Source organism: Pontimicrobium sp. MEBiC01747, assembly GCF_053601635.1.
The window spans coordinates 1-6497 of sequence record NZ_JBSHNS010000227.1 but is presented as its reverse complement, the minus strand read 5'-3'; the positions used below and the strand labels follow the sequence as shown (position 1 = coordinate 6497).

The 6497-nt window shown below is 29.2% G+C and carries 6 protein-coding genes; 4 read left to right on the top strand and 2 right to left on the bottom strand.

From position 1 onward, the window contains the following. Positions 1-1278 (bottom strand): ABC-F family ATP-binding cassette domain-containing protein (locus ACVC2P_RS07550; protein ID WP_452597872.1); only part of this gene is annotated, 1278 nt, incomplete at its 3' end. Between the two features lie 246 nt (positions 1279-1524). Here ACVC2P_RS07550 and ACVC2P_RS07545 point away from each other — a divergent pair. After that, positions 1525-2988, top strand: a complete 1464-nt coding sequence (locus ACVC2P_RS07545; protein ID WP_452597871.1) for a TlpA family protein disulfide reductase — start codon at positions 1525-1527, stop codon at positions 2986-2988. A gap of 63 nt (positions 2989-3051) precedes the next feature. Further along, positions 3052-3348, top strand: a complete 297-nt coding sequence (locus ACVC2P_RS07540) for a hypothetical protein (RefSeq protein WP_452597870.1) — start codon at positions 3052-3054, stop codon at positions 3346-3348. 17 nt (positions 3349-3365) lie between these two features. Here the strand turns inward: ACVC2P_RS07540 and ACVC2P_RS07535 are convergent, their stop codons facing one another. Next, positions 3366-4274, bottom strand: a complete 909-nt coding sequence (locus tag ACVC2P_RS07535) for an OmpA family protein (RefSeq protein ID WP_452597869.1) — start codon at positions 4272-4274, stop codon at positions 3366-3368. 193 nt (positions 4275-4467) lie between these two features. On the opposite strand from ACVC2P_RS07535, the gene hutI reads away from it, so the two are divergent. Beyond that, entirely contained in the window at positions 4468-5703 is a 1236-nt protein-coding gene (gene hutI / locus ACVC2P_RS07530; RefSeq protein WP_452597868.1) for an imidazolonepropionase, read from the top strand. Next, entirely contained in the window at positions 5687-6250 is a 564-nt protein-coding gene (locus tag ACVC2P_RS07525) for a hypothetical protein (RefSeq protein WP_452597867.1), read from the top strand. The genes hutI and ACVC2P_RS07525 overlap by 17 nt, the downstream gene beginning before the upstream one ends. Positions 6251-6497: the final 247 nt, after the last annotated feature.

Sequence of the window (6497 nt, the reverse complement as noted above, 5' to 3'; positions counted from 1 at the left end):
AATCATCTTACCAAGAAAACCACGAATGTTAACTTCTTCTCTTTCCTCCTCTGTTGTTGCCCACTGACGTAACCAATCGATTAATGTTAATTCGTTATTAAAAAACTCACTGTTATCCAATGGTAAGTACGATTGTGTTGTTGTAACACCCCAAGCAAATTTTCCAGCGTCTGCCTTTTCTTTTCCGTTTAGTATTTGGTAAAATGCTGTTGTTGCTCTAGAGTCTCTAGAAAATAAAACAACCTTATCTCCTTTATTTAAGTTTAAATCAATGTTTTTAAACAGTACTTCTCCATCTACAGATGCACCTAAGCCTTCAACATTTAAAATTTGATCGCCAGCTTCTCTATCGCGCTCAAAAATTATAGCTGGGTAACGACGCGATGTTGGTTTTATATCATCGATGTTTAACTTGTCTATCATTTTCTTTCTACTTGTTGCTTGTTTACTTTTTGCAACATTGGCTGAGAAACGACGTATAAATTCTTCTAATTCTTTTTTCTTTTCTTCTGCTTTTTTGTTTTGTTGTGCGCGTTGTCTTGCTGCTAATTGAGAAGACTCGTACCAAAAGGTATAGTTACCAGAGAAGTGATTAATTTTTCCGAAATCGATATCACTAATATGCGTACAAACTGCATCTAGAAAGTGTCTATCGTGCGAAACTACTATGACACAGTTATCGTAATTGGCTAAAAAGTTTTCTAACCAACCAATAGTTTCATAATCTAAATCGTTGGTAGGCTCATCCATTATTAAAACATCTGGATTACCAAAAAGTGCTTGTGCTAATAATACACGTACTTTTTGCTTACCATCTAAATCTGCCATTAATGTATAGTGCAAATCCTCTTTAATACCAAGATTAGATAGCATGGCTGCAGCATCACTATCTGCATTCCAACCATTCATTTCTTCAAATTGTACTTGAAGTTCTCCTATTTTTTCTGCATTTTCATCTGTATAGTCTGCATACAAAGCATCTATTTCAGATTTTATTTTAAATAACGGTTGGTTTCCTTTTATTACAGTTTCTAGTACAGTATCTTCATCATGCTTATTATGGTTTTGCTCTAGCACAGACATTCGCTTTCCCGCTTCTAAATGTACGTGTCCAGAGGTCGCCTCCATTTTTCCAGATATTATTTTTAAAAAGGTAGACTTTCCAGCACCATTGGCACCAATAATACCGTAACAATTTCCGTTATTAAAAGTTGTATTTACTTCATCGAAAAGTACACGTTTACCGAATTGTACAGATAGGTTTGAAACTGATAACATTATTTGTATTTTAATTTTTTGCAAAAGTAAAAAATAACTTCCAATATCTCGAACAAATCCTATTTTATAATCTACTCTTTACTATACTAAAAACAGACTTACTTATTTACAATAATTTACCTTATGTATTTATATTATAAATATTTATGAAAAAATATTTCAATTTAACAACGCATTAACACCAAAACAAAGTTTCAAAACATATTTTTGCTATAACTAACTATAAACATTTACCCAGTTTACTAAATGAATTTTAAGTCTATATATATACTACTCTTAACTTCGCTTGCGCTTTTTACTTGTAAGAAAGAAGAAGACACATGTAAGCAAACCAAGGCTTTTATAGGTGGTGAAATTATAAACCCTAACTCTGATCATTTATTATTAATAAAATCTAGAGAAGTTATAGATACAATAACTTTAGATAGCAATAATAGATTTGCGTACGAATTAACAGACTTTACTCCTGGTTTATATAATTTTTACGATGGGCACGAAACACAGTTTATTCTTATTCAACCTAAAGACAGTTTATTATTTAGGATAAATACTATAGAGTTTGATGAATCGTTAGTTTACACAGGTATTGGTGCTAAGGAAAACAACTACCTAATAGATCTTTTTCTTGAAACTGAACGTGAAGAGGACGAAAAGAAAATTTTAACTATTAGCCAATTAGACCCTGAGCCTTTTGAAGAAAAACTAAAGGTTATTAGAGATGAAAAGTTAGCGAAATTAAAAAAATTTAAAGCTAAGCATAAAACAACCAAACTTTTTAATGCTATTGCCGAAGCAAATATTAACTACAATTATTATTCTAGAAAAGAGTTTTATCCTTTTGCCAATTATAGAAAGTCCGAATTAGACATTTTTAATAGTCTTCCTGACGATTTTTACGATTACAGAAAGACTGTAGATTATAATAATGAAATATTAGAAGATTACCCTCCTTATACCAATTTCTTAAAATTCCATGTTACAAATATTGCGTTTCAAACGCATATGGAACATTCCGATGAAAAAGAATACAACGAATACTCTGTAGATTATAATTTAGATAAGCTAAAGATTATAAATGAGCGTATAGGTAACGAATTCCAAAAAAACAGATTATTATATTATACGATGATACATTTTGTAGATATTTCTAAAAGTGATCATGGTTATGATGAATTATTTAACTCTTTTAAAGAAAAATGTACCAACGAGTACTTAAAACGCAATGTTGCAAGAACTGTAAATGTTTATAAGCGTTTAAGTCCTGGTTATAAAATACCTTCTGTTACTTTATTAGATAAAAATGATAGAGAAGTTAATTTAACTAGTTTAATTAATAAACCTACTGTTATTTATTTTTGGGCAGCAAAGAGTAAGGTTCAAATTATAAGTTCTCATAAAAGGGCAGAACAACTTAAAATTAAATATCCTGAGGTAGATTTCCTTGCTATAAATATAGATTCTATTAGTTACTTGGAGCAAGCTAGTATTTTAAATCATTTTGGAGTAAAAAATAAGGATAGAGAGTTTCGTTTTAAGTTCCCCAAAAAATCAAAAGAGGTTTTGTCTATTAGGCCAATTTCTAAGATTTTTTTAGTAGATGAAAACAAACGTATTATTAATCCTAAAGCGAATATGTTTACTATAAGTTTTGAGCAAGAACTATTGGGACTTCTTAATAAAGAGGACTTAATTGTAAATACCTTAAATTAAAAAGTTATTTTTACATTTAACTTTTTCAATAACTCTTATTTTATTAAATCTCTGCACTAACGAATGAATCAAAAATTAAATGATGTAAAGTTTAATGCTATAGCTATAATTATTGTAGAAATTATTGCATGTTCAATTACTTTTTCTGTAGATTACTCTAACATTGGTATGGCTTCGGTTATTATTAAATGGATTCCTGCTATTATAGGTGTAATAACCTTATTTATTTATTTTGCTTCAAGATTAGTTTTAAAAAAATACAATTGGTGTATTAGTTTATTAGGCATAATTATAATGCTTGTTGTCGCTATAAATATATATAATACAGATTTCTCCGAAAGTTTAAGTGTAGTACTTTAATAACTTCATTTTACTCGTTATTTTTTTAGTACTACTACTTCTATTCTTCTATTAGACAATTTATCGTCTTCGCTTTTCTCTGGAAAATATAATGGATTAGAAAACCCCATGCCTTTGGTTACAATTCTTTTAGGATCTATTCCCTTATACTTTAAATGTCTTTTAATAGCTTCAGCTCGGTTTAGTGATAAGGTTTTATTATAATCGTAACTATTGGTATATAAAACAGCTTCATATTCATACTCCGTTTCATATTCGTATTTCTCTTTATTCTCAATTTCATCATAACTTCCACAACAAACATGCCCTATAATCTCAATATATAAGTTTGGATTATTTTCTAAGATCTGTAATAAAAGTTCTAATTCAGGAAGACTAGACGGTATAATAATAGCTTTACCCAAATAAAATAAAATATTTCTTAAAACTATACTTTCTCCTATTTTTAATGTGTTTAGCTTTTTTAAGTAATTTTCGGGAGAGGTTTGTAACTTAAGGTCTTCTAATGTATCTGTATAACTAATATAGCATACTACTTTTCGGTCTTCTAACACTCCTTTAGAATTAGTACTATCCTGTCTACTATAAGTTTCTCCCATAGATATTATATTCAAAGCATCTACTGCACTATACTTCTTAACAATATTACTTACCATTTTGGCTCTTTTTAAAGCTAAAGCATCATTAAATACATTACTACCAACATGGTCTGTATAACCATATATGTCTATACGTTTTATTGCTTTATTTAAAAGCTTTTGCTTTATCTTTTGTTCTGCACTAGCTGATACTTTATATTTATTACTCTCGTAATATAAAATTAAACTATCCTTATGGATTGTATTATTTTGCGAAAGCCCAAGCCTACTCGATAATATAACTATTATAGTTATTAAACATTTCAACATATTAAGTTTAGTCTTCATTTAGTAACATTAGGAACGTATTTATTCATTATTTCACATATAAAAATAATATTTTATATCGCTAATAAACGAGTTATACCATAATTATGCAATTCAAGAGTATATTAAAAAATCAGCTAATTATAATTAATCTTTTTTACTCGTTATTTTATGTCTAAATTTATGCACTTAATTATACTATATAAAGCATTACATGTCTACACTAATAATTAATATAAAAGAACTTCTACAGGTAAGAGAATCTGGACTTCAAAATGTATCGGGTAAAGCAATGCAAGAACTACCTAACATAAAAAATGCTTACCTATTAATAGCCCATGATACTATTATAGATTACGGTAAAATGGAAGATGCACAAGGTATTACAGCAGAAAAAACTATTGATGCTACTGGTAAAATTGTTTTACCTACTTGGTGCGACTCACACACACATATTGTATACGCTGGCAATAGGGAACAAGAATTTGTAGACCGTATAAATGGTTTAAGTTATGAAGCTATAGCAAAGCGTGGTGGTGGTATTTTAAATAGTGCTGAAACGCTACAAAACACAAGTGAAGAAGAGTTATATATACAATCTGTAGCACGTGTTAAAGCGGTTATGCAAATGGGAACAGGAGCTATAGAAATAAAGTCGGGATATGGCTTAACACCCAATGCAGAATTAAAAATGCTTAGGGTAATAAAACGTATAAAAAAAGAGTTTCCATTAAAAGTAAAAGCTACTTTTCTAGGAGCTCATGCAGTGCCTAAAGCTTATAAAGATAATAAACAAGGTTATTTAGATAGTATTATAAATGATATGTTGCCACAAATAGCTAAAGAAGAATTGGCACAATATGTAGATGTTTTTTGTGAAAAAGGCTACTTTTCTTTAGAAGATACCGAGCAAATATTAAAAGCCTCTAAAGCTTATAATCTAACACCAAAAATTCATGTTAATCAATTTAATGCCTTTGGAGGTGTTGCTTTGGCCGTAAAGTATAATGCACTTAGTGTAGACCATCTAGAAGAATTAAACCCTGATGATATTGAAGCATTAAAAAATAGTAAAACAATGCCGGTAGCTTTACCCTCATGTTCTTATTTTTTAAGTATCCCGTATACGCCAGGAAGGCAAATTATTGATGCTGGATTACCATTAGCACTAGCTACAGATTATAACCCTGGTTCTACACCTTCTGGAAATATGAACTTTGTTGTAAGCACCGCATGTATAAAAATGAAACTAACTCCTGAAGAAGCTATTAATGCTGCTACTATTAATGGAGCATATGCAATGGGAATAGCTAATGAATATGGAAGTATTACCAAAGGAAAAAAAGCAAATTTAATGATAACTAAAGCTATACCTAGTTATAATTATTTGCCTTATGCTTTTGGAGATAATCATATTGAACAGGTAATTATAAATGGAGAATGTATTTAATGTAAATTACTCTGAGGGGCTTTCTAAAGCTTGTTATACAAAAGGGTTAAAAACATTTGATGCTGTTTGTAATTATATTAAAGGGTTACCCTATGGTAGAAATTCTGATAGAAGTAATTATAACTTAGTTTTATTAGAAAATAAAGGTACTTGTTCTACTAAGCATGCCTTTTTAAAACAAATAGCTATAGAAAATAATCAACATGATGTTATGTTGTGTATAGGTATTTATAAAATGAATGAAACTAATACCAATGGTGTTGGCTCTGTATTAAAATATTATAATTTAGAGTACATTCCTGAAGCTCATACATACTTAAAGATAAAACATTCCATTTTGGATGTAACCAGAACTGTAACTTCTGAAATTACTTTTGAGAAAAGCCTATTAAAAGAAGTCTATATTATGCCTAAACAAATTGGAGATTATAAAGTAAATCTACACAAGGCTTTTTTAGAAAACTGGATTAAAATGCATCATATCCCTTATACGCTTACAGAGCTTTGGCATATTAGAGAACGTTGTATAGCTGCATTAAACCAATAAAAAAACCTGAAAGTAATAGCACTTACTTTCAGGTTTATGAAATAGAAATAATTAATTAATACTTAATCTAAGTATTACCTTAAAGAAAATTGAGTACTTGTAACTAGCTCTTTTCCATTAAAAACGTTTACTTTATAAGTCCCTTTTTCAAATTTATCTTTTTTATTCTTCTTACCTATAAATTCACATATATCTAAATTATCATCTTCATAATTAAACTTACTAATTACACTATAATTTAGCGATT

Excerpts from the sequence above, each read along its gene's own strand:
- ACVC2P_RS07525 (WP_452597867.1), top strand. The coding sequence starts at position 5,687 with ATGGAGAATGTATTTAATGTAAATTACTCTGAGGGGCTTTCTAAAGCT.
- ACVC2P_RS07545 (WP_452597871.1), top strand. The coding sequence starts at position 1,525 with ATGAATTTTAAGTCTATATATATACTACTCTTAACTTCGCTTGCGCTT.
- ACVC2P_RS07540 (WP_452597870.1), top strand. The coding sequence starts at position 3,052 with ATGAATCAAAAATTAAATGATGTAAAGTTTAATGCTATAGCTATAATT.
- ACVC2P_RS07535 (WP_452597869.1), bottom strand. The coding sequence starts at position 4,274 with ATGAAGACTAAACTTAATATGTTGAAATGTTTAATAACTATAATAGTT.
- hutI (WP_452597868.1), top strand. The coding sequence starts at position 4,468 with ATGTCTACACTAATAATTAATATAAAAGAACTTCTACAGGTAAGAGAA.